Here is a 26,287-nt window from a genome sequence, read left to right as displayed (position 1 = left end):
GGGCGGCGGCCCGGAGTCTCTGCCAGGCTCGGGGGTATGGCCGCCCGTCCGCGTTCCGCCCTCCTGCACTGGACCGGTGTGCTGCCGATCGCCGGAGTGGTGCTGCTGGTGCTGGTGTGGGGGCGGTCGGTGCCGCCGGTGCTGGTGGCGGTGGAGTCGCTGTTCCTGGCCGCGGCGGTGCTGGCCGCGGTGCACCACGCCGAGGTGATCGCGCACCGGGTGGGCGAGCCGTTCGGGTCGCTGGTGCTGGCGGTCGCGGTGACCACGATCGAGGTGGCGCTGATCGTCACGCTGATGGCGGACGGCGGGGAGAAGAGCGCGGCGCTGGCCCGGGACACGGTCTTCGCGGCGGTGATGATCACCTGCAACGGCATCGTCGGACTGTGCCTGCTGGTCGGTTCGCTCAAGCGGAAGGTGGCGGTCTTCAACGCCGAGGGCACCGGGGCGGCGCTGGCCACGGTCGCCACGGTGGCCGGGCTGAGCCTGGCGCTGCCGACGTTCACCACCAGCGCCCCGGGGCCGCGGTTCTCCGGTCCGCAGCTGGTGTTCGCGGCGCTCGCCTCGCTCGCCCTGTACGCCCTGTTCGTGGCCACCCAGACGATCCGGCACCGGGACTACTTCCTGCCGGTGACGACGTCCGGCGAGGTGATCGCGGGCGAGGACCACGCCGATCCGCCGTCCGCCCGGGTGGCGCTGCGCAGCCTGGGCCTGCTGGCGGTGGCGCTGATCGCGGTGGTGGGCCTGGACAAGGCGGTGTCGCCGACCATCGAGGCCGGGGTGGCGGCGGCCGGCCTGCCGTCGTCGGTGGTGGGCGTGGTGATCGCGCTGCTGGTGCTGCTGCCGGAGACCATCGCGGCGGTCCGGGCGGCCCGCCGGGACCGGGTGCAGACCAGCCTCAACCTCGCGCTGGGCTCGGCGATGGCCAGTATCGGGCTGACCATCCCGGCGGTGGCGCTGGCCACCGTGTGGCTCAAGGGGCCGCTCGTCCTGGGCCTGGGCGCCAGCCACATGGTGCTGCTGGTGCTGACGGTGGTGGTCGGCACGCTGACGGTGCTGCCGGGCCGCGCCACCCCGCTCCAGGGCGGTGTCCACCTGACGCTGCTGGCGGCGTACATCGTGCTGGCGGTCAGCCCCTGAGGCAGGCACCGGAACGGGGGGCCGGGGCGTCCCGGACGGCGGCCACTCCGACGGCGGACCGCGGGCCCCGACCGCGGGAGCCGATCGGGTAGCCGGCCCGCGCGGCGCGGTGTCGCTGCGCCGCCCGGCCCCGCCCGCGTGAGAGCCCAGGGGCATGACCTCCGACAAGCTCACCGCGGCCCGGCGGACGGTACTGCGCGCCGGTGTCGTGCTCGGCACCCTGGCCGCGGCCCGCGTCGTCCTCGCGCCGGACGGCGGCGCGCCGGCCCCGGAGGGTTCCGTGCGGCGCGCCCGGGGCGTCCCGGGGAGTGCGGCCGGTCCGCCCGGGGGCTACCGGCTGCGCCCGATGGCCGGTGAGACCTCCCGCTCCGGGCCGGGTGCCTCGCCGCCGCGCGCCGAGGTCGCGTTCACGCTGCCGGACCGCGGCCGGGAGGTCGCGCTCACCTTCGACGACGGCCCGGACCCGCGCCACACCCCGGAGATCCTCCAGGTGCTGCGCCGGTACGGCGTCCGGGCCACCTTCTTCGTCGTCGGCGAGTGCGCCCTGGCCTTCCCCGACCTGCTGCACGCCCTCGCCGACGAGGGCCACGCCATCGGCAACCACACCTGGACCCATCCCCAGCTCACCGCCCTCCCGCCCGACGCGGTGCGCGGCGAACTCGGCCGCACCAGCGCCCTGATCGAGGAGGTCCTGGGGGCTCCCCCGGCCCTGGCCCGGGCCCCGTACGGCGACTGGGACCCGCTGTCGCTGGCGGTCTGCGCCGAGCTGGGGATGTCGCCGGTCGGCTGGTCGGTGGACTCCCAGGACTGGACCCGGCCCGGCCCGGAGCGGATCGCCGACACGGTGCTGGACGCGCTGGGGCCGGGCGCGATCGTGCTGTGCCACGACGGCGGCGGGGACCGCGTCCAGACCGTCCAGGCGCTGGAGTGGTACCTCCCGGAGCTGCTGGACCTGGGCTACGACCCGGTGCGCGTGCCGCGCTGAACGAACCGGGCCGCGCCGAACCGGGCCGGGGGCCGGGGCGTGAGAGCGGTCACGCCGCGGCCCGGAACGCCAGATAATGGTTTATCGTTCAATTGGAGGCGCCCAAAACGGGCCGCTTCCCCTCAGACCGCCCCGGTCGGGTTCCCCCGTCCGGCCGGGGCTTCCCCCCTCCCCGGCCCCCGGCCGCCACCCGTCTCGCTCCCCCGGCATGCCGCCGCGCCCGAACGCGCCTTGAATGCGAGGCATGTCGTTGCCGAATGCGCCGGACGCGCCCGTCCGGCCCGGGACCCGCCGGCCCGCGGGGACACTGCGGCGCCTCGGCGAGTGGTGCGCCCGCCACGCGCTGGCCGTCCTGGTGCTGTGGCTGGCCGGACTGGCCGCGGTCCAGGTGCTCCAGCGGACCACCGGCGGCGGGTACGCCGACGACCTCACCCTCCCCGGCACCCCCTCCGCCCAGGGGCGGGCGGTGCTCACCGCGCACGAACCGGCCACCGCCGGGCCCGCCGGAGCCGTCGTCCTGCACGCCGCCCGGCCGCTGACCGGCTACCGCACCCAGCTCACCGCCGCGGCCCGCGCCCTGCGCGCGCTCCCGGAGGTGCGCACGGTGCGCGGCCCGCTGCCGCCGCCCGGCGCGCCCCCGCCGCCCCCGCCGCCCGCCGGACGGCTCTCCACCGACGGCCGGACCGGCTACCTCACGCTCCGCTTCCGGGTCCCGCCGGCCGCCCTGGGCCCGGACGTGCTGGCCGGGGCGGACCGGGCGGTGGCCCCGCTGCGGGCGGCCGGCGTCCGGGTCGAGTACGGCGGGGCGCTGGGCGACGCGGCCCGGCCCGGCGGCGGCCGGCTCGGCCGGGCGCTGGCCCTGGCGGCCGTGGCGCTGCTGCTCCTGGCCTGGCCGCTGGGCGTCCTGGCGGCCGGACTGCCGCTGCTGACCGCGCTGATCGGGGTGGTCTGCGGGCTGGGCTGCCTGGGGCTGCTGGCCGCCGCGCTCCCCCTGCCGGCCGTCTCCCCCGCGCTGGCCGCCATGACCGGGCTCGCGGTGGGCACCGACGCCGCGCTGCTGCTGCTCGTCCGGCACCGCCGGCTGCTGCGGGACGGCGCGGACCCCGCCGTCGCGGCGGGGCGGGCGGTGGCCACCACCGGGCGGGCGGTGCTGGTGTGCGGCGGCGCGGTGCTGCTCGCGGCGGCCGGTATGGCGCTCGCCGGCGCCGGGTTCGTCACCGGGCTGGGCGCCGCCCTCGCACTCACCGTGCTCACCGCCGTCCTCGCGGCGCTCACCCTCGTCCCCGCGCTGCTCGGGCTGCTGGGCCGGCGGGCCGCCCGGGGGCGGGCGCGCGGGCCGGCGGCCGGCGCGGCACCGGGCGAGCGGGCGCCGGGCACGGATCCGCGCCCCGGGCCGGGGGCGCGCCGGGCCCGGTGGGGCGCGGCCGCCGGGGCGCTGGTGGCGGTGGCGCTGGCGGTCCCGGCGTGCGCGCTGCGGCCCGGCCACCTCGACGCCGGGGCGGACCCGCCCTCGACCACCGGCCGCCGCGCCCACGACCTGGTCGCCGCGGCGTTCGGGCCCGGCGCGACCGGACCGCTGACGCTGGTCATCGACCGCGCCGCGGTCCCCCAGGCGGACCGCCCGGCGCTCACCGAGCAGGCCCGCCGGGCCCTCGCCCGCGTCCCGGGCGCCGCCGCGGTCACCCCGCTGCGGGTCTCCCCGGACGGCGCGGTGCTGACCGCCACCGCCTACTCCGCGCACGCCCCGCAGCACCCGGCCACCACCGCGCTGCTGCACCGCCTGACCGGCTCGGTGCTCCCCGGGGCGGTGCGCGGCTACGAGGCGCACGGCTACGTCACCGGCGCCACCGCCACCGCCGCGGAGTTCCGGGACCTGGTCGCCGCCCGGCTGCCGCTGCTCCTCGCGGCGGGCGCCGGGCTGGCGTTCCTGGTGCTGCTGCCGGTCCTGCGGGGCGTGCCGGCCGCGGCGGTGACCGCGGTGGCCGGTCTGCTGCCGGTCGCCGCGTCGTACGGGGTGGTGGTGGCGGTCTTCCAGTGGGGCTGGGGCGGGCCGGCGCTGGGGGCGCCCGGGCCGGTGCCGGTGGAGAGCTGGGTGCCGGTGGTGCTGTGCGCGGTCCTGCTGGGCACCGGCACCGGGCGGGCCGCGGTCCTGGCGGCGCGGGCCCGGGCGGGCCGGCCGGGCGCCGCCGGTCCGTGGCGCGCCGCCCGGGCGCTGACCTGGGCCGCGCTGGTCATGGCCGGGGTCTTCGCCGCCTTCGCGCTGAGCGACCGGACGGCGGTGCGGACCGCCGCTCTGGGGCTGGCGGCCGGGGTGCTGACCGACGCGGTGCTGGTGCGGCCGCTGCTGGTGCCCGCCGCGCTGGCGCTGCTCGGCCCCCGGGCGCGGTGGCTGCCGTGGTGGCTGGACCGGGTGCTGCCGGCGGGCCGGCCGCGCGCGGCGGAGCCGCCGGCCGGCCCGCCGCCGGAACCGGTCGGCCCGCTGGTCGGCGCCGGGCCCCCGGACCGCTGACCCCGGGCCCGTACGGCGGCCGCGCCGGGCGGCCCGGCCTGCGGGGAGCCCGGCCTCCGCCGATCATCGTGGTATGGCCCCGCCCCCCGGGCACGGCGCCCCCGCCGCGCACCCGTACCCCGTGATCCGGCCGATGCTGGCCGTCATGGGGCCGCTGCCGCCCGAGCCGGAGCAGCCGGCCTGGGCGTTCGAGGCCAAGTGGGACGGGGCCCGGTGCGTGGTGAACAGCCCCGGCGACGGCACCGTCCACCTGGTCACCCGGGCCGGCAACGACGCCACCGCCACCTACCCCGAACTCGGCCCGCTCGGCGCGCAGCTGCGCGGCCGGCCGGCGGTGCTGGACGGCGAGGTGGTGGTGCTGGACTCCGCCGGCCGCCCCGACTTCGGGCTGCTCCAGCGCCGGATGGGCGTGACCAACCCGCGCCGCAGCGCCCGGCTGGCGATGGAGATCCCGGTGCAGCTGGTGCTCTTCGACGTGATGTACCTGGGCGGGCCGCTGCTGGCGGCGCCGTACCACGAGCGGCGGGCGGTGCTCTCCGGGCTGGGGCTGGCGGGGCCCAACTGGTCGGTACCCGGCTACGTGGCCGGCCACGGGCGGCAGGCGTGGGAGGCGGCGGTGCACGGCGGCCTGGAAGGGGTGCTGGCCAAGCGGCTGTCCTCGCCGTACCTGCCGGGGGTGCGGTCGGACGACTGGGTGAAGACGAAGTACCTGGAGACCCTGGACATCGTCGTCGGCGGCTGGACGGAGGGCCGCGGGGCGCTCCGCGGGCTGCCGGGGTCGGTGCTGGCGGGGGTGGCGGAGCCGGCCGGGCTGCGGTTCGTGGGCGCGGTCGGCTCGGGGCTCTCCGCGCACGAACGGCGGGAGCTGGCGGGCTACTTCGGGGTGATCGGGGCGGACCGCTCGCCGTTCGCCAACCCGGTGGACCTGGCGGGGGTGCACTGGACCGAGCCCCGGCTGGTCGCCGAGGTCACCTTCACCGGCTGGACGGCGACGGGGCGGCTCCGGCATCCGGTCTGGCACCGGCTGCGGCCCGATCTGACCCGGCTGGACTGACCGGCGGCGGGTCCGGGCCCGGCCACGGCCGTGGGACGGCACGGCCGTGCGCCGCCGCGGGCGGGCCGCGCGGACCGGCCCGGCCGGGTCAGCGGCGGCAGAAGTCCGCGAAGGCCACCGAGCCGCCGCCGTTCTCGTCGTCGGTCCCGAGGATCCCGGTGCGCGAGCCGGGCAGGCAGGTCAGCGCCTCGACCTTGTGGCCGGTGACCGCGGCGAGCCGGTGCGGCGCGCCGGACACCGCGAGCCGGATCCGGCCCGCGCGGTCCACGGTGATCCGCCCGGCGTCGTAGAGGGCGGAGGCGAAGGGGCCGTCGTCACCGGGGTCGGCGGCCGAGGAGACCGTCAGCCGGCCGTCCGCGGCGAGCTTCACGTCCGAGGCGTGGCGGACGTTCTCGGTCGGGTAGGGCGCCCGGAATTCCGCGGCGGCCGGCTTCCCGAAGGAGTTGTCCGCGGGATTCCACTCGGCCGCCGAAAGGGTCGCCGGCCGGTCGTCCTGGCCGCGGTCCGCCCACACCGCGACGGTTTTGCCGCGGACGACGGAGAGCGCGAAACCCTCGTAATTGGCGTCCGGGGAAATGCCCGGCAGCCGGAATACCGCGACCACCTTCGCGGTGTCCTTCCCGTGGACGACGCGGTAGGCGGTGCCGCTGCTGGCCAGCGCCACGAACTCGTGGGGGCGGCCGGGGACCGCGTCGATCGCCTCCAGGTCCACCGGCAGGTCGCCGACCCACTCCAGCGGCCGCACCCGCGGTGCGGCGTCCGGACGCAGACCCAGCGCCACCAGGCGGTTCTGGCCGGGCTTCTTGTTGTCGCGGACCCCGACGGCGTCGACCGCGGCGCCGTGCCGGGCCTCCACCGCGAGCCCGCTGAGGCCGGCGGTGATGCCGTCGCCGACCCGCTGCCAGCCGTCCGCGGCGGGGCGGGACGCGGCGGCCGGGCTGTGCTCCTGTGCGGTGGCCGTCGTCGGTGCCAGCAGTGCGGCACCGACGACGACCACGCCTATGGCTCTTTTGATCATCGGGCGATGATAGGCGACGCCCGTCCCCTACCGGCGAGTTGGTCTTTTCTTTTCCCGGCCCTTCCCCTGGCCTTTCCCGGCCCGTTCCGGTGGCGTTCCGCTTCCGTTCCGCTTCCGCTCCCGGCCCGGTTCCGCGAGCGTGCCGGACATTCCGCCAGGATTCACCGTGCGCCGGGCGGCTGACGCACCGGGAATACCCCGGCGGACGCGGGAAGACTCTCCGCAACGGCGCTCCCGCCCCACCGCCCCCGACGGAAGGACCCGGTGATGCCCGACCCCGGCCCCGCACCCGGCAGCGACCACGACGGCGCGCCCGACGGCGGCGCGGACAACGGCGGCGGCGACGGCAACCGCGCGTACGGGCACAAGCCCTTCCGGCGCGCCCGCAGCCACTTCGCCGACCGGATCACCGCCGACGGCCGCGACGGCTGGCCGGTGGCGGCGGGGCGCTACCGGCTGGTGGTCAGCCGCGCCTGCCCCTGGGCCAGCCGCGCGGTCATCTCCCGGCGGCTGCTCGGCCTGGAGGACGCCCTGCCGATGGCCGTCGCCGACCCGATCCAGGACGACCGCAGCTGGCGCTTCACCCTCGACCCGGACGGCCGGGACCCGGTCCTGGGCATCCGCTTCCTGGGCGAGGCGTACCGGGCCCGCGAGCCCGGCTACTCCGGCGGCGTCAGCGTCCCGGCGATCGTGGACGTCCCCAGCGGGAAGCTGGTCACCAACGACTTCCAGCAGATCACCCTGGACCTCGCCACCGAGTGGACGGCGCTGCACCGGCCCGGTGCGCCCGACCTCTACCCGCAGCAGCACCGGGACGAGATCGACGCGGTGATGGACGGCGTCTACCGGGACGTCAACAACGGGGTCTACCGCGCCGGTTTCGCCACCGGCCAGGAGGAGTACGAGGAGGCGTTCGGCGCGCTCTTCCGGCGGCTGGACGCGCTCTCCGAGCACCTGTCGCACCGGCGCTACCTGGTCGGCGACACGCTCACCGAGGCCGACATCCGGCTGTTCACCACCCTGGTGCGGTTCGACGCCGTCTACCACGGCCACTTCAAGTGCAACCGGTTCAAGCTGGCCGAGGACCCGGTGCTGTGGGCGTACGCCAAGGACCTGTTCCAGACGCCCGGCTTCGGCGACACGGTGGACTTCCACCACATCAAGCAGCACTACTACCGGGTGCACACCGGCATCAACCCCACCGGCATCGTGCCGCTGGGCCCGGAGCTGTCCGGCTGGCTGACCCCGCACCACCGGGAGGAGCTGGGCGGGCGGCCGTTCGGCGACGGCACGCCCCCGGGGCCGGTCCCGCCGGCCGAGGAGGTCCCGCTCCCGGGGCGCCCCTGACCCGGTGGCCCGCCGGCCGCACCGCTCCGCCGCCCGGCCCCGCACCCGACCGCCACGGGCACCGAAAGTCGGGTCCGGCAGGCTTGGCCTTCCTCAGCGTGAGCTGTGCAAGGGAAGGGGACCGGGGTGCTGGAGCGGCTGAACGACGCCATGGAGCACATCGAGCGCCACCTCGACGGAACGGTCGGGGCGGCGGAGCTGGCGCGGATCGCCATGACGTCGGAGTACCACTTCCGGCGGATGTTCTCCGCACTGGCCGGGATGCCGCTGTCGGAGTACCTGCGGCGCCGGCGGCTGACCGTCGCGGGCGCCGAGGTGCTGGCCGGTGAGCGGACGCTGCTGGACATCGCGGTGCGGTACGGCTACGGGTCGGGCGAGGCGTTCGCCCGTGCGTTCCGGGCCGTGCACGGCGTGGGACCGGGCGAGGCCCGGCGGACCGGCGCGGCACTGCGCTCGCAGCCCCGGATGGCCTTCCGGCTCGTTGTCGAGGGGAGCAGCAGTATGGAGTACCGGATCGTGGCGAAGGCGGAGTTCCGGGTGGCCGGGAGGAAGGCCCGGGTGCCGCTGGTGTACCAGGGCGTCAACCCGGCCATCGCGGACTTCGTCCAGGGGCTGGGGCAGGAGACGGTGCAGCGGATCGCGGCGCTGTCCGACCAGGCCCCGGAGGGGATCGTCGCGGTCTGCGACGACCTCGACCCCGGCCGCGCCGAGGGCAGCGAACTGGACTACTGGCACGGTGTGGTGACGAATCGTCAGGTCCCTGCCGACCTCGACGTGCGCAGCGTGCCGGCCGGGACGTGGGCGGTGTTCGCGAACACCGGCCCGTACCCGCAGGCGCTCCAGCAGCTGTGGGCGGACGTCTACGCCCAGTGGTTCCCGTCGAACCCGTACCGCAGCCGGCCGGGGCCGGAGATTCTGCGCACCCGTCCCGCGGCGGACGGGGCGACGGCGACCTCGGAACTGTGGATACCGGTCGAGCGGACCGGGGGGTGAGTCCCGGGCCCCGGCGCGCGCGGCCGCGCCGGGGCCCGGCCGCGCGGTGGGCTACTCCGCGCCCGCGTCCTCCGGGGCGCGGCGGGCCAGCGCGGCCAGCACGTCGAGGGCCTCGGCCAGCACGTCGGCGGGCGGGGCGGACAGCGCCAGCCGGACCGCGTTGGGGGCGTGGCCGGGGCCGGCCGTGAACGCCCCGGACGGGGAGACCGCGATACCGCGGCGGGCGGCGGCGGCCACGAAGGTGTCGGCCCGCCAGGGGTCCGGGAGCTCCCACCAGCAGTGGTACGACTGCGGGTCGGCGCGCAGCCGGAATCCGGCCAGGCGGTCCGCGGCGATCCGGCGGCGGGCCGCCGCGTCGGCGCGTTTGGCCTCCTCGACGGCGGTGGCGGTGCCGTCGGCCAGCCAGCGGACCGCGGCCGCCAGGGCGAAGCCGGAGGCGGTCCAGCCGCCGGAGCGGAGGGCGGCGGCGAAGGCGGGGCCGGCCCCGCCTTCGGGGGGCACCAGGAAACCGAGGGTGAGGCCGGGGGCGAGCCGTTTGGAGAGGCTGTCGACCAGGACGGTGCGCTCCGGTGCGAGGGCGGCGAGCGGGGCCAGGTCGGGGCGGAGGAAGCCGTAGACCGCGTCCTCGACGGCGTACAGGTCCAACGCGCGCAGTTCGGCGGCGAGTTCAAAGCGGCGGGTGGCGGGCATGGTGGTGCCGAGCGGGTTGTGCAGGGCGGGCTGGAGGTAGACCGCGCGCAGCGGACCGGCGCTGCGCAGGGCGCCGGGGACGATTCCGTCCGCGTCCATCGCCAGCGGTACGAGGGTGATCCCGAGGCGGGCCGCGATGCCCTTGACGACGGGGAAGGTCAGCGTCTCGACGCCGAGCCGGGTGCCGGGCGGGGCGAGGGCGGCGAAGGCGGCGGCGAGGGCCTGCCGGCCGCTGCCGGCGAAGAGCAGCCGGCCGGGGTCGGGGGCCCAGCCGGCGCGGGCGAGGTGGGCGGCGGCGGTCCGCCGGGCGGCCGGGGTGCCGGCGGCGCCGGCCGGGTGGAGCGCCGCGGTCAGCGCGTCGCCCTGCTGGAGGAGGCCGCCGAGGCCGGCGGCGAGCAGCGCCGGCTGGTCGGGCAGGACCGGGAGGTTGAGTTCCAGATCGACGCGGTGGCCGCCCGGTTCGGCGAGCGCGGGATCGGCCGGCGGCGGTGCCGTGCGGACGAAAGTGCCGCGGCCGACCTCGCCCACCGTCAGGCCGCGGCGGGCCAGTTCGCGGTAGACGCGGTGCGCGGTGGAGGCGGCGATCCGCCGCTGCCGGGCGAACCGGCGCAGCGGCGGCAGCCGGTCCCCCGGGCGCAGCCGGCCGTCCTCGATGGCCGCGGCCAGTTCCTCCGCGATGGTGCGGAAGTCGTCCCCCGCCATGTGCGTACCCCTTCCCGGATTGCACCGAGCACATTGTTCCTATTGTGCCGAGACAATGCCGCTCATAGCATCGAGCCGTCAACTCCCCGGCGCAGCAAGGCCGCAGCTGGTGCGGCGAGAAGGGATGCCCCATGCCGACGTTCCACTCCGGAGAGATCTCGGTCGCCTACGAGGACGAGGGCAGCGGTGAGCCGCTGCTCCTGCTCCACGGCCACCCCTTCGACCGCTCGATGTGGCGGCCGCAGACCGCGCACTTCGGCCGCGCCGGGATGCGGGTGATCGTGCCCGACCTCCGGGGGTACGGCGGGAGTTCGGTGGTGCCCGGCAAGACCCCGCTGGAGGTCTTCGCCCGGGACGCCGCCGCCCTCCTGGACCACCTGGGCATCGGCCGGTGCGTGCTCGGCGGGCTGTCCATGGGCGGGCAGATCGCGATGGAGTTCCACCGGCTGTTCCCGGAGCGGATCCGGGCGCTGCTGCTCGCCGACACCTTCGCGGCGGCGGACACCGCCGAGGGCCGCGCGGTGCGCCTGCGCACCGCGGAGCGGCTGCTGGCCGAGGGCATGGACGGGTACGCACGGGAGGCGCTGCCGAAGATGATCGCGCCGTACCACGTGACCGCGCTGCCGGAGGTCGCCGCCCACGTCCTGGGCATGATGCGCGGCGCCCCGCCCGAGGGCGCCGCGGCCGCACTGCGCGGCCGGGCCGAACGCCCCGACTACACCGGCATGCTGCCGCGCATCGCGGTGCCCACGCTCGTGGTCGTGGGCGGGGACGACGTGTTCACGCCGGTCGCCGACGCCCGGCTGATCCACGAGGCGGTGCCCGGCTCCCGCCTGGCGGTGATCGAGCGCGCCGGCCACCTGCCCAACCTGGAGCAGCCGGCGGAGTTCAACGCCGCCCTCGCGGAGTTCCTCCAGTCCCTGCCGGCACCCACCGCCGCCGACCGCTGATCCCGACGGCCGCCCCGCCCCGCCCACCGGCCCGACGCCCCGCCCCCGGGCCCGCGCCCAGCGCCCCGCGCGGCACGCGCGGCACGCGCCCCGCGGCACCCGCCCGGCGGCGGACACCACCCGGCGCAGCGTGGGCGGCGCCGCTCGCCGCCCCTCGCCACCGGCCTCCACCACCCCGTCCCACCACCCCCTCACACCTCGATCACACCACTGTCACCTCCCGAACCACCCGCACTGCCCGCACCCTCTCCCCCACCCAACTCACCCGTATCGGGCGGGCGTTACCCAGCCGTAACCTACCGACGGGTTACCCCAGGTAAGCGCCAGACCGTACTCTCCAGTCACTTCGGGCTCCGGGCGCCCCCTCCTGTACTGCGACAGCGTCCGGGCGGCCCGCGTCGAGATCTGGAGCAGAAGATGACGCCCTCCCGCACCACGCCGCGCGCCGCGATCGGCACCGTCTGCGCGGCGGTGCTCGCCACGTCGGTCCTGACCGCCGCTCCGGCGAGCGCGGCGCCCCAGGCACCCGCCCGCACCGCGTCCGCCGCCCGCCCGGCGGCCGCCGGTGAGCCCGTCCTGCGGTTCACCGACATCGAGGGCGCGGGCGGCATCACCCTCAAGGCGAACGTCTTCACCCCGGCGGGCGCCGACGGCACCCACCGCTTCCCGCTCGTCGTGCTGCCCACCAGCTGGGCGATGCCGCAGGTCGAATACCTCGCGCAGGCCCGGAAGCTGGCCGCTGCCGGATACGTCGTGGTCGGCTACAACTCGCGCGGCTTCTGGCAGTCGGGCGGGCAGATCGAGACCGCCGGCCCGCTGGACGTCGCGGACGCCTCCAAGGTGATCGACTGGGCGCTGGCGCACACCCCGGCCGATCCGCACAAGGTCGGCATGGCCGGGGTCTCGTACGGCGCCGGGATCAGTCTGCTGGCGGCCGGGGCGGACAAGCGGATCAAGGCGGTCGCGGCGCTCAGCGGCTGGGCGGACCTGATCGGCTCGATCTACAGCGGCCGCACCCCGCACCTCCAGGCCGCCGCGGTGCTCGGCGGCCTGGGCGCCCTGACCGGCCGGCCCAGCCCCGAACTCCAGCAGGTGCTCAAGGACTTCATGAGCGCGAACATGGCCAAGGAGCAGGACATGATCGCCTGGGGCCGGGAACGGTCGCCCGCCACCTACCTGGACCGGATCAACGCAGGCGGCGCGGCGATCCTGCTCGGCAACGCCTGGGGCGACTCCCTCTTCCCGCCCGACCAGTACGCGGCGTTCTTCGAGAAGCTCAAGGGGCCCAAGCGGCTGGAGTTCCGCCCCGGCGACCACGCCACCGCCGAGGGGCTGGGCCTGCTCGGCCTGCCCAACGACACCTGGAACGACAGCAAGCGGTGGCTCGACCACTACCTCAAGGGCGTCGACAACGGCATCGACAGGGAGCCGCCGGTGCTCCTGAAGTCCCGTTCCACCGGCGCCTACGAGGGCTACCGGAGCTGGCGGGACGTTCCCTCCGCCCACCGCAGGATCCCCCTGGACGGGACCCGGGAGATCCGCACCGGCACCGACTCCGGCGCCGACGGCGGGGTGGTCTTCCTCTCCAGCATGCTGGACCAGTTCCTGCGGCTGCCGCCGATGGCGTCCATACCGCTGCTGCCGCGCTCGGCCGCCGCCGTCTGGCAGTCCGCGCCGTACGCGAGCGGGCAGCGGGTGCGCGGCACCACCCGGCTGCACACCACCGCGACCAGCACCGCCGCCGACGGCACCGCCATCGCCTACCTCTACGACGTCGGTCCGCTGGGCCTGGGCAAGCTGGTCACCCACGCCCCGTTCACCTTCCACGGCAAGACCCCCGGCCGGTCGTTCGGCGTGGACCTGGACCTCTTCGCCACCGCCTACGACGTCCCCGCCGGGCACCGCCTCGCGCTGGTCGTGGACACCGTCGACCCGCTCTACGTCGCGCAGAACCCGGCCGGTGCGCGGCTGGCGTTCTCCTCCCCGGCGGCCGACCCGTCGTACGTGTCGGTGCCGGTGCGCGACTGAACCGCCGCCCGCCCTCCCGGCCGTCCCGGCCGGTCGCCGCAGGGCGGTCCTAGGGCCCCGGCCGTACGGCCCGCGCCCGAAGCGGCGGCCGGGAGGCGGCCGTTACGCTCCCGATCATGAGCTCTCTTCCCCCGGCCCGCGACGCCGGACAACGCAAACGGGACGCACTGCGGCGGCTGGCGGAGGACGAGGACGCCTGGGTCTCGTCCACCGCCGCCGACGGCACGCCCGCCCTGGTGCCGCTCTCGTTCGCCTGGCACGGCGAGCGCCTGGTGATGGCCACCAAGGACCGGAACCGAACCGCCCGCAACCTCGCCGCCCGCCCGGAGAGCCAGGTGGCGCTGGGCACCACCCGGGACGTGGTGCTGTTCCACTGCACCACCGAGGTGCTGGCGAGCGACGCGCTGCCGCGGGACGCCTCGGACGCCCTCTCGGCCAAGCTCGGCTGGGACGTGTACGGCCGGGAGGGCTGGGTCTTCCTCCGCTTCACCCCGCGGCGGCTGCTGGTCTGGCGCGAGGCGAACGAGCTGCCCGGGCGGGAGCTGATGCGGGACGGCGCCTGGGTGGTCTGAGGCCGGCCGGGCCGGCGGGCCGGTCAGCCGTGCGCCCGGTGGTCGCCGGTGCGCAGGGTCGCCGGTTCCGGCGCCGCCACCTCGCCGGGCTCCACCCTGGGGTTGCGCCGCTGCCGCCGGGCGGCCCAGGTGGCCAGCCAGGACAGCAGCATGCACAGGCCGATGTAGACCGGTGAGATGACCAGGACGACGGGGATGAACGGCAGGTCGTAGTCGAGGTTGGCGGCGATCAGCTTGCCGGCGTGCAGGAACTCCTCGTAGGTGATCAGGAAGCCCAGCGAGGTGTCCTTCAGGGCGACCACCAGCTGGGAGATGATCGCCGGCAGCATCGCCCGGACCGCCTGCGGCACCAGGACGTGCACCATCACCTGCGTCTTGCGCATCCCCAGCGCGTAGGCGGCCTCGCCCTGGCCGCGCTCCACGGCATGCACGCCGGAGCGGAACACCTCGGCCAGCACCGAACCGTTGTACAGCGCCAGCCCGCTGACCAGCGCGGTCAGCGGCTCGGCGCGCAGCGCCACATAGATGAAGAAGATCATCACCAGTACCGGCATGGCCCGGAAGAACTCCACCAGCACGGTGCAGGCCCAGCGCAGCGGCCGGTGCGCGGAGAGCCGTCCGGCCGCCAGCACCGCGCCCAGCGCCAGCGCCAGCACCGCCGCCAGCCCGAACGCCCGCAGGGTGTTGGCCAGTCCGGTCAGCAGCAGGTCCTGGATGCCCTGGTAGAGGAACGGCGTCCACTTGGCGGCGGTGAACTGGCCGGTGCGGAAGAGCAGGACCAGGACCCAGCCGAGCAGGGCCAGCAGCACCAGCGTCCCGGCGATCCCGAACCAGCGGTGGCGGCGCCGGGCCCGCGGGCCCGGCAGGTCGTACAGGGCGGCGCTCACCGGGCGACTCCGTAGTGCTTCTCCAGCGCGTTGAAGAGCGCGCTGAGCGTCAGCGTGACGAGCAGGTAGCCGACCGCGATCCACACGAACGACCAGATGATGCTGTAGCCCAGCTCGTTGAGGGGTTTGTAGACGCCGAGGAGTTCGGTGACGCTGAACGAGCCGGCGATCGCGGAGTTCTTGGCGAGCGCGATCAGCGTCGAGCCGAGGGGCGGGATGACCGCGCGGAACGCCTGCGGCAGCACCACCAGGCCGAGCGTCTGGCGGAAGGTCATGCCCAGGCTGCGGGCCGCCTCGCCCTGCCCGGTGGGCACGGTCCCGATCCCGGCCCGGACCGCCTCGCAGATGAACGCGGAGGTGTAGCAGCCCAGCGCCAGCACGGCGAAGAGGGTGAACGGCAGCACCAGCCCGAAGCGCGGCAGGCCGAGCAGCACCGCGAAGAACAGCAGCGTCAGCGGGGTGTTGCGCAGCACCGTCACCCAGGCCGTGCCGAAGGCCCGCAGCGGGCGGACCGGGGCGACCCGGAAGGCCGCCATCACCAGGCCGAGGGCCAGCGCCAGCAGCGCGGACCAGACGGTCAGTTCGACGGTGCCCAGCAGGCCGTCGCCGTAGAGGGCGAGGTTGTCGAGGAGGACGTTCATCGGTCGGTTCCTTGGCTCATCGGGGCGCCGGATAGCGGTCGATCGGTGGCGGCGCGGGCGCCGGCACCCCGGACAGCCCGAGCGTGGCCCGGTACGCGCGGCGCCAGGTGCCGTTCCGCTCGGCGGCGGCCAGCGCGTCGTCCAGCGCGAACCGCAGCGCGGTGTCGCCGCGCCGCACCCCGATGCCGTACGGCTCCCGGGAGAACGGGCGGCCGGTGAGCTTGAGTTCGCCGGGCGCCTTGGCGGCGTAGCCGAGCAGGATCGCGTCATCGGTGGTGACCGCGTCGACCTGGTAGGTCAGCAGGTTGTCCACGCACACCGAGTAGGTGTCGTAGGCGACCAGCACGGCCTTGGGGTAGTCGGCACGGATGCGCTGGTAGGGGGTGGAGCCGGCGGCCGAGCAGACGCGTTTGCCGGCCAGGTCGGCGGGGCCGTGGATACCGTTCTCGTCCCGGCGGACCAGCAGCGACTGGCCGGCCAGGTAGTACGGGCCGGCGAAGCCGACCTGCTGCTTGCGCTTGGCGTTGATGGTGTACGTGCCGACGTAGAGGTCGATCTGGCCGTTCTGGAGGGCGGTCTCGCGGTTGGCGGAGGCGATGGTGCGGAACTCCACGGCGCGGGGCGGGAAGCCGAGCGCGGCCGCCATCATCCTGGCGATCTCGATGTCGAAGCCGCGGTAGGTGCCGCCGGCCGGGTCCCGCTCCCCGAGGTAGGGCTGGTCCTCCTTGACGCCGATGACGAGCCGGCCGCGGCGCTCGGCGGCCGTCCAGGTCGGCGAGGCGGGCAGGCGGAAGCCGGTGGCCACCCGGTAGTGGGGCAGGTCGCCGGGGCGGGGGCCCTTGGCGGGCGGGCTGCCGGGCCGGCCGCAGCCCGCCGCGGCCGGTGCGAGGAGCGCGAGCAGCGCGGCGGCCAGGAGCAGCCGGCGGCGGCGCGGCGGGGTGGCGGGGTGCGGCATCACGGCGGCCGTTCAGTGCTTGAGGATCTTGGCGAGGAAGTCCCGGGCGCGTGCGCTGCGCGGGGCGGCGAAGAACTCCTCGGGCGGCCGGTCCTCGATGATCCGGCCGTCGGCCATGAACACCACGCGGTGCGCGGCGTAGCGGGCGAAGCCCATCTCGTGGGTGACCACGACCATGGTCATGCCCTCCCGGGCGAGCTGCCGCATCACCTCCAGCACCTCGTTGATCATCTCGGGGTCGAGGGCCGAGGTGGGCTCGTCGAAGAGCAGCGCCTTGGGGTCCATGGCCAGCGCCCGGGCGATGGCGACGCGCTGCTGCTGGCCGCCGGAGAGCTGGGCGGGGTACTTGCCGGCGTGCGCGGCGAGGCCGACCCGGTCGAGGAGTTCGCGGGCCCGCCGCTCGGCGTCCTCCTTGCGCTTGCGGCGGACCTTGACCGGCGCCAGGGTCACGTTGTCCAGCACGGTCCGGTGCGCGAAGAGGTTGAAGGACTGGAAGACCATGCCGACGTCGGCGCGGACCCGGGCCAGCGCCCGGCCCTCCTGGGGCAGCGGGACGCCGTCGAGCGTGATGGTGCCCGATTCGATGGTCTCCAGGCGGTTGATGGTCCGGCACAGGGTGGACTTCCCGGACCCGGAGGGGCCGATGACCACCACCACCTCGCCGCGGCCGACGCGCAGGTCGATGTCCTGGAGGACGTGCAGCGCCCCGTAGTGCTTGTTGACCCCGCGCAGCTCGATCAGCGCGTCACCGGCCATGCCGACCCGCCCCCTCTCATCCGTACGGCGGAGAGATTCGCAACTTACCCGTACGAATGGGGCACTTCGCCGATGACACGCGCGGCGCGGGCCGAACGCCGCGGCGGGTCAGCCCTCGGCGACCTCGGCGTAGACCTGGCAGAGCTCGGGGGCGCCCTCGTCTGCCCACTCGCGGCCGGCCGCGACCACGTCGATCTCCCGGCCGGAGCCCAGCCGCACCACCGGCCGGCCGTCCGGGCGGACCTGCCAGACCGCGCCGCGGACGGTGCGGACGACGACCGTGCCGAGGTAGAGCCCGGCGTCGTTGCCGAGCCAGGGCAGCACCTCGGGGTCGTCCCGCCAGACCGGCTGGAGCTGGTCCAGCGCCTCCAACGACCGCTGCGAGTCGTCGAGTTCGACCCCCGCGGCGGCCGCCTGGTCGCGCAGCAGCTCGCATGCGGAGAACAGCTCGACGACGCTCCCGGGGTCCGCCCGCACCGACTCGGCGAGCGGCACCGCACCGGCCGCGTCCGGACGCCTGCGCCACTTGTCCAGGAAAGACAGGTTCATGGTGCGAGGGTCCCATCCGGCCCCGCGCCGGGGCCACAGGCGCGCGGCAGGCCGCGCGACCGCCGGCGCACGCCCGGCGTCAGACGTCCAGGTCCACCACCACGGGGGCGTGGTCGGAGGCGCCCTTCCCCTTGCGCTCCTCGCGGTCGACGTAGGCGTCCGAGACGGCCTTGGCGAACGGGGCGTTGCCGTAGACCAGGTCGATGCGCATACCGCGGTTCTTGGGGAAGCAGAGCTGGCGGTAGTCCCAGTAGGTGTAGGGGTGGTCGTACTTCAGCGGGCGGGGCACCACGTCGGACAGGCCGGCCTCGCGCAGGGCGCCCAGGGCGGCCCGCTCGGCCGGGGTGACGTGCGTCAGCCCCTCGAAGACGGCCGGGTCCCAGACGTCGTCGTCGGTGGGCGCGACGTTGAAGTCGCCGAGGACGGCGAACGGGCGGCCGGCCGCCGCGTCCTCGGCGACCGCCGTGCGCAGGGCCGCGAACCAGTCGAGCTTGTAGGCGTAGTGCGCGTGGTCGACCTCGCGGCCGTTGGGTACGTAGACCGACCAGACGCGGGCCGGGCCGCAGGTCGCGGAGACCGCGCGGGGCTCCTGGACGCCGTCGTACTCCGGGCCGCCGGGCAGGCCGCGGACCACGTCCGACAGGCCCACCCGGGAGATCACGGCGACGCCGTTCCACCTGCCGTCGGCGTTGACCGCGGCGTCGTAGCCGAGCGCGCGGAGCTGGTCGTGGGGGAACTGCTCGGCGGAGCACTTGGTCTCCTGGACGCACAGCACGTCCGTACCGGTCTTCTCCAGCCAGGCCAGCAGCCGCGGGAGGCGGGCGGTGATCGAATTGACGTTCCAGGTGGCGATGCGCATGTCCGTAAACCTACAGCGCGGCACCGACAGTCAGCCCACGTCGGTGCGGGCGCCCGGGGAGAGCCGGCCGTGGTCGGTGCCGCCCAACTTGTCGATCATGGAGTCGTAGACCGGGCGGGCGTGGTCCTGCAACAGGCTGTCGTGGATGTCGAGGGCCCGGCGCGGGGCGACCGCGCGGACGTAGTCGATGACCTCGGCGATCTTGTTCCAGGGCGCGTGGACCGGGAGCAGGAGGGTGTCGACCGTCCGGCCCTCGGGGACGGTCAGCGCGTCGCCGGGGTGGAAGACGGCGCCGCCGTCCAGCAGGAAGCCGACGTTGGTGATCCGCGGGATGTCCGGGTGGATCACGGCGTGCAGCTGCCCGTGCACCTCGACGTCGAAACCGGCCGCGGTGAAGGCGTCGCCCTCGCCGACGGTGTGCACCCGGCCGGGGAAGGCCGCGGACAGCTGGTCGGCGACGCTGGCCAGGGTCCAGATCTCGGCGCCCGGGCCGGCCTCCATGGCACGGCGCAGCCGCCCCTCGTCGAAGTGGTCCAGGTGCTCGTGCGTCACCAGGATCGCGTCGGCGCCGACGGCGGCGTCCTCCTCGCTGAACGCCCCGGGGTCGATCACCAGCGTCCGCCCGTCCTTCTCGATCCGGACGCAGGCGTGGGTCTTCTTGGTGAGTTCCATGAGGCCATCTTGCCGCGCGGGGCGGCGGCGCGGGCGGGGCTGTGGACGAGCACCGGCGCGCCGCCCGCGGCGGCGCAGGCGGCGGGCTCCCGCCCTCACGTGTCCGGTGTCGTCTCCTCCTGGATGACCTTCTGGGCCACCGCGAAGGCGGTATTGGCGGCCGGCACGCCGCAGTAGACCGCGGTGTGCAGCAGCACCTCCTTGATCTCCGCGGGGGTGAGGCCGTTGCGGAGGGCTGCGCGGGTGTGCAGCGCCAGCTCCTCGCGGTGGCCGCGGGCGACCAGCGCGGTCAGCGTGATGATGCTGCGGGTGCGGCGGTCCAGCCCGGGCCGGGTCCAGGTCTCGCCCCAGGCGTAGCGGGTGAGGAAGTCGTGGAAGTCGGCGGTGAAGTCGTCGGTACCGGCCTCGACGCGGTCGACGTGGGCGTCGCCGAGCACCTCGCGGCGGAGTTTGACGCCCTGCTCGTAGGTGGCGCCGCGGACCTGGGCGGGCCGGGACAGGCCGGACTCGATGGCGGGCGGGGCGTGCGTCGGCATCGGCGGCGCGATCTGCGGTTTCGGGGCGGCCGCGCCGATCGCCGGCGGGGTGCCGGGGCCGGGCTTGTCGTGCCAGGCGGTGGAGAAGTGCCGGATCAGCAGCTCGGTGACGGCCGCGGGCTGCTCCACCGGGGCCAGGTGCGAGGTGCCCGGGATGAGCGCCAGGCTGGCGTCGGGTATCCCGGCGACGAGGGCGCGGGCGTCGGTGGTGGGGGTCACCTGGTCCTCGGCGCCGGCGACGACCAGGGTGGGCACGCCCACCCGGCCGAGCGAGGACCGCACGTCGTAGGCGGCCAGCGCCTCGCAGGCGGCGATGTAGCAGCCGGGGTCGGTGGTCCGCACCATCTGGACGGCCCATTCGACGATGGCGTTCTGGGCGCCGGCGAAGCCGGGGGTGAACCAGTGCTCGGGCGCGGTGCGGGCGATCGGGTCCAGTCCGTTGGTGCGGATCACCACCCCCCGCTGGCGCCAGGCGTCGGCGGTGCCGTAGCGCGGGGACGACGAGACCAGGGCGAGCGAGGTGACGCGGTGCGGCCGGGTCAGCGCCAGCTGGGTCCCGACGGCGCCGCCGACGTCGCAGCCGGCGTAGCCGAAGCGCTCCACGCCCAGCGCGTCGAGGGTGGCGACCAGGCGGTCGGCGAGCTCGGCGACGGAGCTGGCCGCGTGGGCGGGCGATCCGCCGTGGCCGGGCAGGTCGAAGCGGATGACGCGCCACTGGCGGGTCAGCTCGGGGATCTGCCGGTCCCACATGTGCCAGGTGGTACCCAGGGCCGCCCCCAGAACCAGGACCGGTGCGCCTTCTGGTCCGTCAGAGCGGTACTGGAGGGTGTGCATCGCTGTCTCACTCACGCCCCGCACCGTCTCACATCTCACAATTTCTCACATGCTTGGGTCGGCACCCCGTACCGGCCATCCCACGTTGCAGCGGCTTCGCGAAGATCTTCCATGTCCGGCTTGACGTACCACCTTTTGGTAGTTTTCACGTTCGTGTGTCCGACCCACCGCGCAAAGATATGGTCCGGGACACCGTTGTTCGCCAGGAAGGTGAAGCGACGTTCCCGTTCACCGGCCCTGGACTTCATGCCCTTCTCCCCCGCATATCGGTTGCCCATCATCGTGCGCGTAGGGGCACTGACGAGCGCGGCGTTGTCCCCTGAACGAACGTTTTTGAACCTCCCGGACACTCCGGAGCACCCCCTCCTCTCTCTTCTTGCGTTCTTCTTTGCGCGCCTTACCTCGAATGGTCGGGTACCGGGCCACGTTCACGGGTACCGGCCCGAGCTTCCCCCGAACGCGATCCCGCGTGATCCGATAGGCGGAAAGGGTGGTTTCTTCCAGGTCTTCCGCATTCATGGCCAGCCATCGGTCACGCCATTCATCCAGGGTGGGGCGTGGACACTCCCACAAGTAAGGGCACGGTGGCCATCGGGCCAGCAGTAGCCGAGAGCCGCTTATTCACCTCCGTGTTGTGTCGTCGCGGCACCGTCCGTGGATTTCGCAACGGTGGCACGGCGCCCGCCGGGGCGGGGGCGCGAGTGGTGGCCGCGGGCAACCGGAGCGGAAGGTGGTCGGCGGCCGGCCTCTGGCTAGGGTGATCAGGACAGCCCGGCGGGGCCGTGTGCAGCCAACAGGAGGTAACAGGTGGGGCCGTTCGATCCCCCGCTGATACGCGTGCCGGTCGGTGAGGGCTCCGACCGCTGGGTCAGCCGGACAGCACAGCGCCGGGTCCTGCTCGTGGTGCACAACGTCACGTCCGCCGGGCGGCTGCTGGACATCGCGCCGCTCTTCCACGACGACCTCCGGGTGCAGCTGCTGGTCACGTCGACAGGGTCGTCCGCCTTCCAAGGGGGGATACGCGAGCTGCTTGCCGAGCTGCGGTTGCCGGTGCTGCCCTGGGAACAGGCGCTGACGACGCCCGTGGATCTGGCCGTTTCCGCGAGCTTCGGGGGTCAACTGCACTGCCTGTCAGGGAAGTTGAGCGTCCTGTCGCACGGTGTCGGATACACTAAAAAGCTGGCTCAGCCGGGAGCCGGGAGCCGGGAGCCGACGTTCGGCCTGTCGCCGGAGTGGCTGCTGGCGGACGGCAAGCCGTTCGTGGACGGGCTCGTGCTGTCGCATCCGGAGCAGCTGGAACGGTTGCGCCGGGTATGTCCCGAAGCGGAAAAGACAGCGGTACTCGCCGGCGACCCCTGCTTCGACCGCATGCTGGCCGGCCGCCCGCACCGGGAGCGGTTCCGGCGCGCGCTGGGCGTGCGCCGTGGACAGCGGCTCATCGTGCTGAACTCGACCTGGAATGCGGAAGGTCTCTTCGGGGACGGCGGCGGCCAGGACCTCTTGCCGAGCCTGCTGCCCCGGCTCGCCGCCGAGTTGCCGGCCGACGACTACCGGCTGGCGGCCGTCCTGCACCCGAACATCTGGTACGGGCACGGCCCAGGCCAGATCCGGGCGTGGCTCGACCGTGCCTGCCGCAGCGGGCTGGCCCTGATCGACCCGGTGCACGGCTGGCGCCAGGCCCTCCTGGCGGCCGACGCGGTGCTGGGGGACTTCGGAGCCGTGTCCTACTACGCCGCGGCCCTGGGCATCCCCGTGTCGCTGGCGGCGGACGGCGAGGAGAAACTGGACCCCGAGGCACCGCTCGCGTCGTTCGTACGGAACGCGCCGCGGCTCGACCCGTACGGCCCGCTGCGGGAACAGCTGGCGGAGCTGCTGGCGCGGCACCGGCCGATGGCCGGACCGGCCGAGTTCACCAGTTCCGCGCCGGGCGCCTCGGCGGAACTGCTGCGGCGCCACTTCTACACGCTGATGGGCCTCCCCGAGCCGGCGACGCCCGCGCTGCTGGAGCCGCTTCCGCTGCCGCCGTACGACCCTCCCCGGCTGACCCACCCGCTGGACGTCCGTACGCGCGTCCGCGGCACGGACGTGGTGATCGAACGCTCCACGGGCCATCCGTACGGTGCCGCCGGCGAGACGCACCGCGCCGTGCACGAGGACACCCGCAACCCCGGGGACCTCGAAACCGCCGATGTGATCTGGCGTGCGGGACGGCCGGACGACCCCCGCCTGGGCAGCCCGGACTCCTGGGCCGCGGAGATCCTCCACCGGTATCCGCACTGCTCCCTCGCCGCCTACGTGAGCGGGCCGGACCGGTGCACCGTGCGCAGCCGCGGCCATGGCGCACTCCGGCTGTCGGCCGGGCCGGGGGCGGACGCCGACCCGGCGGCCCACGCCTCGGCGCTGCACGCGTGGCTGGTCAGCGGTGGTGAGGTGAGCCCCGGCGGGACGACGCTCCGGGTGCACGCCGCGGGCGGCGTGCACCCCGTCGAAGTACGCCGGTGACGCCCGCCGCTATGCCGGAACCTGGCAGCGCCGGCGCAGCCGAGCGAGGTACGCCAGATGGGGCGTGGCTCCCTCGGGACCGAGCAGGCGTTCGGCTTCGGAGATCCGGGCCAGCGCCGCGGCGTTCTCACCGGCGGCGTGCAGCGTCTCGGCGAGGTCGGTGAGGACCCGGCCCTGGTTGTACGCCTCCCCCTGCGCCACGAAGAAGTCCCGTGCGCTCTCAAGACGGTTGCGGGCTTCCGCGAGCTGCCCCCGACCGCAGAGAGCACGTCCCTGATGGCGTTCGATCAGAGCGAGGGCCCTCGGGAGATCCGCCGCACCGTCCTGCCCGGGCGCGATCCGCCGGTACAGCTCCCCCGCCTCGGTGAAGTGCTCGTATGCCGCTTCGTACTGCCACCGGTTCAGCCTCAGCAGCCCCAGCAGCTCCACCGACGACGCCTCGCCCAGCAGATGGCCCGCCGCGCGCTCGGCTGCGACGGCGGCGCGCGCCTCGCGGTCAGCCTCGTCCCACCGCCGCAGTTCGCCGAGGCAGTGGCTGAGCTGGAAGTGGAGCGCGGCCGCCGCGCGGGAATGGGGGCGGTGCTCGTCGGCGCAGCGCGCGGCGATCCGGAGCGCGGGCAGCACCTCGTCCCAGTACCCGGCCTTCAACTGGAGCGGCCACAAGGAGCGGGCCAGGCGCACCGCCACGTCGGCGCGCCCGTATTCCCGGGCCAGGAAGACCGCGCGGACCACATTCGCGGCCTCGGCGCGCAACGCCGCCATCCCCGCGGCCTCGTCGCGGTACGGCGCGCCCTCCGCGGGCGCCTCCTCGACCCGCCAGCTCTGCGGAAGTGCGGCGTGTGCGGCGTGCAGCGCGCGGTTCAGCAGGCGGTCGAGGGCCCGCGTCACCGCCGCAGCCGACTCCGCGATCCCGTGCTCCCGGCCGGCGGCGTCCGCCAGATGACGCCCGACCTCAGGGCGGAAGCGGTAACGGCCCTCGCCCAGCGGCTCGACCAGCTCCGCCTCCGCCGCTTCGGTGAGCCTTCGGGCAGCTTCCGCCGGATCGACCTCGGCGGCGGCCCCGGCCAGGCCGGCATCGAACGCGGGCCAGCCGCCCACCGCGGCCAGGCTGCACAGCCTCGCCGTCTCAGGACCGAGCCGGCGGCACACCGCCAGCGCCACCCCCTGCACCGGAGAGTGCGCCGGGGGCTCGTCCGCCGCGCCCGGGAGCGGCGGCTCCTCCGCCAACAGACGCATCGCCGCTGCCTTCAGGGCGAACGCGTTACCCGCGCAGCGGGTCAGCAGCGCCGGCAGCTGCGGCTTGGCGAGGGCGACCTTCTCCGGGCCGGCGACCTTCCTCAGCATCGCCACCGCGTCCCGCTCCTTCAGCCCGGGTACGGCGATGCGCTCCGCCTCCAGCGCGAACGGCGGGCCGGACGCGATCACCAGGAGGAAGACCTCAGGAGTCGCCGGGATGAGGTTGCGGACCTGTGCGACCGAGGAGGCGTGGTCGATCACCACCAGGGCCCGGCGGCCGGCCGTCAGACGCCGGTAGAGCTCTTCGCGCCCGGCCTCGGTCGGCGGAATCCGGTCCCGTCCGACGTCCATCCTCCGCAGCAGTTGGAGGAGGACGGCCGACGGCGCCGGACCGTCTTCCGCGGCGGCGTCGCGGAGGTCGACGTAGAACTGCCCGTCGGGATACCGGGCGATCCGGCCGGCTCCCCAGGCGAGGGCGACCGCGGTGGTGCCGATGCCCGGAGGCCCGTGCAGCAGCGCGACCCGCGGCCTCCCCGCGGCCGGCCGGGTGGCCTCCCGCGTCAGCTCCCGCACCACCCGCTTGCGGTCGGTGAAGTTCCTGGTGGCGGGAGGCAGCCCCGGCCCGGGACCCAGGCGCGGCACCGAGTCCGGCAGAAGGCCCAGGAGTTGGGCCCATTCGCCGTTCCGCGGCGCATCCTGGCTCAGCCGCGCATGCAGCGCGTGCGCCAGGACCTCACGCCCCTCCGGCGAGGCCGGCAACGGCGCCTCCCGTCCCAGGGTCCGCCTCACCAACGCGCCCGTGGACAGCAGCACCTGCTTGCCCATCTCCCCGGCGGCGCCGTTTCCCACCGCGGCGAGAAACGCAGTGAGCGCACCCACCGTGACGACCTCGAACACGTCGGCCCCTCCCTGGTCCCGTGGTGCGGCCCCGGTCGGTCCGTACCCCCGCCGAAGCGTCCTGGGAAGACGATCCGGCCACCAACTCGCCTGCGTCCTGCCGGAGTACCTGCGGCCCGGGGAGCGTCGATGCCCCCGTCACGCCGCCTTCCCCTCTGATCCACGACAGTACCCCACGTGCCCTTACGGCAGTCGGCTACCGTTCGGCGGAACCAGAGGGAGGGCCCGGGTGTCGAGCCGCATACGACGACGGATCGCGGGAGTGCTGGGGGCCGCGCTGCTGACCGGCGTGGCGTTGGGCTGTGCACGGGACGAGGGGACGGCACGTCGTGTCGGTGGGCGGTGCCGGTTCGGCCTGCGAGCTGCCGGTCACGTTCGAGATCCCGGCGCCGACGAGCGCACCCGCAGGATCTGCGACCGGGCGCAGTCCTCCCTACGGTTTGCCTGACCTCGAACGCGGTGGTGTTTCAGTCCCTCGCCGAGGCGACAGCCCGGGCCGGGGCGGCCACGCGTCCGCCCCGGCCGGCCGCTCCCGGCTCTGCGCAGGCGTCGGCGATGGCCTGGGTGTCCCAGTAGAACGGACGGACCTCGGTGATCCTCCCGTCCTTGACGGTGATCGTCTGGAGAATCGGAAAGGAGAGTTCACGGCCCGTCGCACGAGCACGAGCACGAACCTGGGTGAGTACCACCGCAGTCTCACCGGTGGCGAGGAACTCTTGCTCCACCATGTCGAATGACTCCCAAGCGGCACCCATCGCGAGGAAGAACCGCGTCAGGCCCGCGTGCCCACGCCAGGTGCCGCCATAGGGCAGAGCATCGGCTTGATGCAGTACGACATCCGGTGCGAAGAAGGGGGCGAGCAGATCGAAGGAAGCCTGGCCAGGCCCTCCGGCCGCCAGGTATTCCGCCTCAGCCGCATACATGCCGGTGAGGACCGTAACCGAGTGTGGAGTGGAGGACATCGTCATGCCGTCAGTG

At 75.0% G+C, this 26,287-nt stretch carries 22 protein-coding genes; 10 read left to right on the top strand and 12 right to left on the bottom strand.

What is annotated here, in order from left to right:
• Positions 1–36 precede the first annotated feature (36 nt).
• The 4 genes from MUU72_RS16720 (at position 37) to ligD (ending at position 5,685) form a co-directional block, all read left to right on the top strand.
• A complete protein-coding gene (locus MUU72_RS16720; protein WP_248014064.1) occupies positions 37–1,137 on the top strand; it encodes a calcium:cation antiporter in 1,101 nt (366 codons plus the stop codon).
• Positions 1,138–1,291: 154 nt separating this feature from the next.
• The gene (locus MUU72_RS16715) at positions 1,292–2,122 is read left to right on the top strand and encodes a polysaccharide deacetylase family protein (RefSeq protein WP_248014063.1); all 831 of its coding nucleotides are present in this window, start codon (positions 1,292–1,294) and stop codon (positions 2,120–2,122) included.
• Between the two features lie 244 nt (positions 2,123–2,366).
• Positions 2,367–4,631, top strand: coding sequence for an MMPL family transporter (locus MUU72_RS16710; RefSeq protein WP_248014062.1), 2,265 nt, complete (start codon positions 2,367–2,369; stop codon positions 4,629–4,631).
• Between the two features lie 73 nt (positions 4,632–4,704).
• Positions 4,705–5,685 (top strand): non-homologous end-joining DNA ligase, encoded by a 981-nt coding sequence (gene ligD, locus MUU72_RS16705; protein WP_248014061.1) that lies wholly within the window; start codon positions 4,705–4,707, stop codon positions 5,683–5,685.
• A gap of 88 nt (positions 5,686–5,773) precedes the next feature.
• Here ligD and MUU72_RS16700 read toward each other — a convergent pair whose 3' ends face one another.
• The gene (locus MUU72_RS16700; protein ID WP_248014060.1) at positions 5,774–6,703 is read right to left on the bottom strand and encodes a hypothetical protein; all 930 of its coding nucleotides are present in this window, start codon (positions 6,701–6,703) and stop codon (positions 5,774–5,776) included.
• Positions 6,704–6,970: 267 nt separating this feature from the next.
• Here MUU72_RS16700 and MUU72_RS16695 point away from each other — a divergent pair, with 267 nt between their 5' ends.
• Both MUU72_RS16695 and MUU72_RS16690 read left to right on the top strand, forming a co-directional pair.
• The gene (locus MUU72_RS16695) at positions 6,971–8,050 is read left to right on the top strand and encodes a glutathione S-transferase family protein (protein WP_248014059.1); all 1,080 of its coding nucleotides are present in this window, start codon (positions 6,971–6,973) and stop codon (positions 8,048–8,050) included.
• A gap of 126 nt (positions 8,051–8,176) precedes the next feature.
• A complete protein-coding gene (locus tag MUU72_RS16690; RefSeq protein WP_248014058.1) occupies positions 8,177–9,043 on the top strand; it encodes an AraC family transcriptional regulator in 867 nt (288 codons plus the stop codon).
• Between the two features lie 51 nt (positions 9,044–9,094).
• Here the strand turns inward: MUU72_RS16690 and MUU72_RS16685 are convergent, their stop codons facing one another.
• A complete protein-coding gene (locus tag MUU72_RS16685; RefSeq protein ID WP_248014057.1) occupies positions 9,095–10,435 on the bottom strand; it encodes an aminotransferase-like domain-containing protein in 1,341 nt (446 codons plus the stop codon).
• Positions 10,436–10,566: 131 nt separating this feature from the next.
• On the opposite strand from MUU72_RS16685, the gene MUU72_RS16680 reads away from it, so the two are divergent.
• From MUU72_RS16680 to MUU72_RS16670, 3 genes are all read left to right on the top strand, one after another.
• Positions 10,567–11,385: an alpha/beta fold hydrolase gene (locus MUU72_RS16680; RefSeq protein WP_248014056.1), complete on the top strand. Its 819-nt coding sequence runs from the start codon at positions 10,567–10,569 to the stop codon at positions 11,383–11,385.
• Between the two features lie 417 nt (positions 11,386–11,802).
• Positions 11,803–13,413: a CocE/NonD family hydrolase gene (locus MUU72_RS16675; RefSeq protein ID WP_248014055.1), complete on the top strand. Its 1,611-nt coding sequence runs from the start codon at positions 11,803–11,805 to the stop codon at positions 13,411–13,413.
• A 116-nt stretch (positions 13,414–13,529) separates the two neighbouring features.
• Positions 13,530–13,985 carry a pyridoxamine 5'-phosphate oxidase family protein gene (locus tag MUU72_RS16670; RefSeq protein WP_248014054.1) on the top strand — a complete coding sequence of 152 codons (456 nt, stop codon included), beginning with the start codon at positions 13,530–13,532 and terminating at the stop codon, positions 13,983–13,985.
• A gap of 23 nt (positions 13,986–14,008) precedes the next feature.
• On the opposite strand, the gene MUU72_RS16665 is transcribed toward MUU72_RS16670, so the two are convergent.
• The 8 genes from MUU72_RS16665 to pcaDC all read right to left on the bottom strand — a co-directional run bounded on the left by MUU72_RS16665 (position 14,009) and on the right by pcaDC (position 20,674).
• Positions 14,009–14,872, bottom strand: coding sequence for an amino acid ABC transporter permease (locus tag MUU72_RS16665; protein WP_248014053.1), 864 nt, complete (start codon positions 14,870–14,872; stop codon positions 14,009–14,011).
• Complete coding sequence (locus tag MUU72_RS16660) at positions 14,869–15,513, bottom strand: amino acid ABC transporter permease (RefSeq protein WP_248014052.1); 645 nt, start codon at positions 15,511–15,513, stop codon at positions 14,869–14,871. The genes MUU72_RS16665 and MUU72_RS16660 overlap by 4 nt, the downstream gene beginning before the upstream one ends.
• Positions 15,514–15,529: 16 nt before the next feature.
• Positions 15,530–16,468, bottom strand: coding sequence for a glutamate ABC transporter substrate-binding protein (locus tag MUU72_RS16655; protein ID WP_248014051.1), 939 nt, complete (start codon positions 16,466–16,468; stop codon positions 15,530–15,532).
• Between the two features lie 12 nt (positions 16,469–16,480).
• Complete coding sequence (locus tag MUU72_RS16650) at positions 16,481–17,224, bottom strand: amino acid ABC transporter ATP-binding protein (RefSeq protein ID WP_282504170.1); 744 nt, start codon at positions 17,222–17,224, stop codon at positions 16,481–16,483.
• Positions 17,225–17,332: 108 nt separating this feature from the next.
• The gene (locus tag MUU72_RS16645; protein ID WP_248014050.1) at positions 17,333–17,773 is read right to left on the bottom strand and encodes a DUF6278 family protein; all 441 of its coding nucleotides are present in this window, start codon (positions 17,771–17,773) and stop codon (positions 17,333–17,335) included.
• A 79-nt stretch (positions 17,774–17,852) separates the two neighbouring features.
• Entirely contained in the window at positions 17,853–18,632 is a 780-nt protein-coding gene (locus MUU72_RS16640; protein WP_248014049.1) for an exodeoxyribonuclease III, read from the bottom strand.
• 30 nt (positions 18,633–18,662) lie between these two features.
• Complete coding sequence (locus MUU72_RS16635) at positions 18,663–19,304, bottom strand: MBL fold metallo-hydrolase (protein WP_248014048.1); 642 nt, start codon at positions 19,302–19,304, stop codon at positions 18,663–18,665.
• A 95-nt stretch (positions 19,305–19,399) separates the two neighbouring features.
• Positions 19,400–20,674: a bifunctional 3-oxoadipate enol-lactonase/4-carboxymuconolactone decarboxylase PcaDC gene (gene pcaDC, locus MUU72_RS16630; protein ID WP_248014124.1), complete on the bottom strand. Its 1,275-nt coding sequence runs from the start codon at positions 20,672–20,674 to the stop codon at positions 19,400–19,402.
• An 807-nt stretch (positions 20,675–21,481) separates the two neighbouring features.
• Here pcaDC and MUU72_RS16625 point away from each other — a divergent pair.
• Positions 21,482–23,176 carry a hypothetical protein gene (locus MUU72_RS16625; protein ID WP_248014047.1) on the top strand — a complete coding sequence of 565 codons (1,695 nt, stop codon included), beginning with the start codon at positions 21,482–21,484 and terminating at the stop codon, positions 23,174–23,176.
• A gap of 9 nt (positions 23,177–23,185) precedes the next feature.
• Here the strand turns inward: MUU72_RS16625 and MUU72_RS16620 are convergent, their stop codons facing one another.
• Together MUU72_RS16620 and MUU72_RS16615 are read right to left on the bottom strand one after the other, a co-directional pair.
• Positions 23,186–25,309 carry an ATP-binding protein gene (locus tag MUU72_RS16620; protein ID WP_248014046.1) on the bottom strand — a complete coding sequence of 708 codons (2,124 nt, stop codon included), beginning with the start codon at positions 25,307–25,309 and terminating at the stop codon, positions 23,186–23,188.
• A 467-nt stretch (positions 25,310–25,776) separates the two neighbouring features.
• Positions 25,777–26,277, bottom strand: coding sequence for a nuclear transport factor 2 family protein (locus MUU72_RS16615; RefSeq protein ID WP_248014045.1), 501 nt, complete (start codon positions 26,275–26,277; stop codon positions 25,777–25,779).
• Positions 26,278–26,287 lie beyond the last annotated feature (10 nt).

The organism is Streptomyces rhizoryzae (assembly GCF_023155275.1).
Taxonomy (GTDB): domain Bacteria; phylum Actinomycetota; class Actinomycetes; order Streptomycetales; family Streptomycetaceae; genus Streptomyces; species Streptomyces rhizoryzae.
The sequence above is the reverse complement of the archived record's forward strand: the minus strand, read 5'-3'. Positions and strand labels throughout refer to the sequence as shown.